This is a genomic window from Halomicronema sp. CCY15110 (assembly GCF_016888165.1).
GTDB lineage: Bacteria > Cyanobacteriota > Cyanobacteriia > Phormidesmidales > Phormidesmidaceae > Halomicronema.
The window spans coordinates 1-3,765 of the sequence record NZ_JACSWC010000192.1 but is presented as its reverse complement, the minus strand read 5'-3'; the positions used below and the strand labels follow the sequence as shown (position 1 = coordinate 3,765).

3 protein-coding genes and 2 pseudogenes are annotated in these 3,765 nt (G+C 54.4%); 1 reads left to right on the top strand and 4 read right to left on the bottom strand.

The genetic code is table 11. The annotated features are described in order from the left end of the window. The 3 genes and pseudogenes from JUK32_RS05725 to JUK32_RS05715 form a co-directional block, all read right to left on the bottom strand. A pseudogene (locus JUK32_RS05725) lies at positions 1–187 on the bottom strand (IS4 family transposase); the annotation flags it as partial. Positions 188–425: 238 nt separating this feature from the next. Continuing rightward, complete coding sequence (locus JUK32_RS05720; protein WP_204137889.1) at positions 426–737, bottom strand: hypothetical protein; 312 nt, start codon at positions 735–737, stop codon at positions 426–428. A 13-nt stretch (positions 738–750) separates the two neighbouring features. Continuing rightward, positions 751–1,395 (bottom strand): hypothetical protein, encoded by a 645-nt coding sequence (locus JUK32_RS05715; RefSeq protein WP_204137888.1) that lies wholly within the window; start codon positions 1,393–1,395, stop codon positions 751–753. On the opposite strand from JUK32_RS05715, the gene JUK32_RS05710 reads away from it, so the two are divergent. Further along, positions 1,378–1,536, top strand: coding sequence for a hypothetical protein (locus JUK32_RS05710; protein WP_204137887.1), 159 nt, complete (start codon positions 1,378–1,380; stop codon positions 1,534–1,536). The two genes, JUK32_RS05715 and JUK32_RS05710, sit on opposite strands and share 18 nt — an antisense overlap. A 663-nt stretch (positions 1,537–2,199) precedes the next feature. Here JUK32_RS05710 and JUK32_RS05705 read toward each other — a convergent pair. Beyond that, positions 2,200–3,551, bottom strand: a pseudogene (locus JUK32_RS05705) (IS1380 family transposase). Between the last annotated feature and the right edge of the window lie 214 nt (positions 3,552–3,765).

Below are 3,765 nucleotides of genomic sequence, written 5' to 3'. Positions count from 1 at the left end.
TTACCGATAGCGTTAGCGTCCGATCTCGAAGCTGACGTCCGTTGTCGTTGACGGTCTTGAGGTTGGCAAAGGTGCCGGGCGTGAGCCAGCCAATCAACCGCTGTTCCAGCGCCTCTGTCGGCGGGGCAGGCGGCGTCACGAACCGCCGAAAGTCAGGATTGCCTCGGCGTTGGTGAGGTTTGCTCATGGCGCTTAACCCAACACTGACGATTCAGATTAGCAGGAACAGCCCCAACCCGATTGACTTTTGACTCTATTTATTAACTTGACACCTATGGCTAGAAGCCTACTCGACCAGTCTCCGCAGGACTTAAGTCGATCGGCAATGGCCAGCGCTACCACTATCGTGGCAGCCGAAAGCTAACCTGCATTATTCATGAGGACAGCCAGAGGTGTGGAAAGAGACCTCCCCCTTCATTTAAGGGCTAATCCTGTAGGGGTTTAGAAACGGCTGCCGCGCCCTGTTTGACAAAGAAGAAGCGTTCAATGGCGGTAGCTAATACCTTGCCCCCTGGCAAGGGTTGCTTCTTAGACGGAGCAAAGCCGACCAACTTGGTTAAGGCAAGAGTGGCCTGACGCAGCGAGTCCACGGGTTTACCCGAGAGTTTCTGCAACAAGGTCAGTTCATCAGAGTCAAACAGGATTTCAGCGGGTTGTTCCGGGTCATGACGCAAAGCATAGGTGAGCCCCAACAGTTGCCAAGCGACCACGGAATAGAAGGTTAAGGCATTGGCCAAGGTATGGACATCGTCAAACTGTAGCTTTTCGACCTCCAGGGCTCCTGACTTGAGGGTGAAATGCAGACGTACCCTTCGGGAAGGCTTTGCCTACGATGCGCCAGCGGAAGGCGTAGAAGCGGACAATGCGTCGCACATCGTCGGCCTGTTCAATCGGCAGGGTAGTGAGCAAAGACCAGGACAGTACGTTATCAGCATCAAAGCAGTCCGCTTGAGATTTAACGTCGACACAAGCGACTTCGATCGCCACGACCAGCGAGAGTGCCTGTGTCTTGTGGCGAGCCGGGCTCAAGTCTTGGTTCGGGTAGATATGAACGGTTGCCGCTTGCCGGTGTAGGGTGAGCTCGACCGTGCGGCGTTTACCTTCAACCTGACGCTCAATCTGTACTGAATAATGACCATAGTCGTTGAGGTGCGCCGCTACCGCCGGCAATGGACAAACCTTCCCGGCGGCAGCCACTTCGACCCGACGCGGTTGAAACACCCGCACCAGCAGGTCAACATTCGACTCGCGCTCGGCTTTGAATTCTTCAAAGATGTCACTCTCGCGGTCACAGGTGACCACCCAACGGGGCTCGCTGCCCTGCGCTTGCTGGTTGACAGCCGCCAGCCCGTTAAACCACTTCTGAGACTCCTTCTGATGCGACGGCCAATCCATCGCACCGTCTCGAGTCCAGTACTGTTGGTGAACGATACCCAGCGGCAGCCCACCTTCATCGATGAGCAACACGTTGTGTTGCATCAGCCCACGCACCTGGCCCTGGATCACCCCAAGCCCCGACATCTGCGCCTGACCTGAGTAGTTGTAATACGTCGTATCTTGGGCGGTTATCAAATAGACTTGTTGCGAAATAACGAAGCAAATCGCTGAAATGCTTGCACGGAAAGGGCTTCAAGGATTCTTGGCGAGAATCGCTAAAATCCTTTCCATATAACGGTTATAAGGATTTTGAAGGCTAATTCACAACAGCTCTAATACTCGCTCTCGCTGGCCTGCGCCCGCTCTCGCGTCGCCGCTATGTGACCTGACAACATCGTTGAAGCGTTCATCTCGTCTCTAGCAAACAACCCAGCAACCGTTTGCCTGAAGCGATTGCCCATGCAGCTCGAAAAGGACAGGGTCGGTTGCTCGCAGGCCAGCGCGTAGGCTTTGTTTAGACTTTTTTTACTTGCGGTCGGAAGGCACTCAATTGGCTAAACTCTGACATTTGGTAATCGCTGACGCTCATTCACTTTCTGCGTCAACTTAGTCTATATAGTCGCCGCTAGCCTCTCTCGAACGAGGAATCTACGATTCTCTGATAGGCACATACAAAACCCCTACAGGATTAGCATTTAAGGGAGAAGTAAGGTGCCACGGAAGAGGAAACATCCTCAGATTGGCTAGAAAGCCCGCTAAAAATCAGGCCGAACCAGGCTTTTAAGCATCTATAGGCACACTACTCCTATGAGTAGCCAAGATTTAGCTTAAAACCCCAGGCTGAGATTGCATCAACTGGTGAGCGATGCGACGGAGCTCCGGGGCAAAGGGAACATGGCGGCCAATTCGACCAGGACTCGCCGAGTCGAGACCCGAACCCGGGCGGCCATTTTGATGACCGTCGAGCGTAATCGCTCTATCTGGGCTTGGGCCAGTCGAGTGCCGGTAGCCGCGTGACGGAGACTGAGCATTAGGATGTAGGCGGCCTGAGTGAGCAGGAGACGGAATTGATTAGCAACCCACTGATGGCAACTGAGGCGCTTGGCCTGAAGTCCTAGCTTCAGTTCCTTGATGGGATGCTCACTGGTCGCCCCCCGCTGGACATAAAACCGGTCGTAGAGGTGTTGGGGTGGCCAATCAAGATTGGTCAATACAAAGCGAGGATTCGGGCCTTTGGGCAGCCACTCAGCCTTCATCACCAGGCGTCGGGGCTCATGCCAGGTCGCCGCCGCATAGTAGACATCCTCAAACAAGCGAGCTTTGCCGTCACCATTGAGGCACGCGACGACTCGGGCTTGCTCCAGCACCGGTTGGATTTTGCGCTCCAGGACAGCATTGCGACGATAGCCCAGGACGTAAACGACCTTCGCTCGCTCACAGGTCGTCACGATTTTATGTAGCGAAAAGCCGCTATCGGCTCTCAGGATGATCCGCACGTCTGGCCAAGCCCGGCGCAGTCGCCAGAATAGCCAACGTCAGAGACCCGCTACCCCTTTGCCTGGATGAATATTGCCCGCGCGCAACTGGAGCACTAACGGATAGCCGCTGGTGGCCTCGTTAATCAGCACTGGATAGTACATGTGGTGGCCGTAGTAGCCATGGAAACAGCTCAGTTGCTGATGGCCATGGGTCGGCGCGTCCCAACCGTCAATATCCAGCACCACCTCGGCGGGTGGTGTGGCATGGCTGGCAATGAACGTATCGACAAAGAAACGACGAATTCGGCTGTTATCCCGTTTACTCACCCGATTCTCTAAGCGGGTCATCGTCGGTTGACTCGCCAGCAGGTTTTCTCCAGCCTCTGGTAATCGCCCACACGCGATCTTATAAATCGGGTCATGACGCAGGGTAGTGCTATCGTTGGCATCTTCGTAACCGCCAATGAGTTGATACACCCGCTGGCTCACCAGTTGTTCCAGACTGTGGGTCAGTTTGGCGGGGTTCCGCCACTCCTCAATACAGTCAGCTATCCCCGCTGACACCTTCAGGCGCTCATCCGCTTGGCGCACCAGCAGAATGCCCGCGTCTGAACTCAGTTCGAGGTCCGAAAATTGAACTTTAAGCCGACGAGATTGGTAAAAGTCGAAGGGCAGTTCCCTTTCACAGACTGTCATGGCACAATACAGGCACTTAATTTGTCAAAGAGCCTAATCTTAAAGCGGTTCAGGCTCTTTTTTCTGTGCCTTCTTTACCCTCCGTGAATAATCCAGGCTAAGTACCATAAGGTTTTTAGAAACCCCTACAGGATTAGCGTAAAGAGAATGGCGGCCGGTTCCCCCGGTTCCAAAAAGTCGATTTCGGCGCTGACGCTGTCGATCGCTTCCCGAC

What these genes read in the sequence shown, in the direction of transcription:
- JUK32_RS05710 (WP_204137887.1), top strand. Translation starts at nt 1,378, where the DNA reads ATGCGACGGCCAATCCATCGCACCGTCTCGAGTCCAGTACTGTTGGTG.
- JUK32_RS05715 (WP_204137888.1), bottom strand. Translation starts at nt 1,395, where the DNA reads ATGGATTGGCCGTCGCATCAGAAGGAGTCTCAGAAGTGGTTTAACGGG.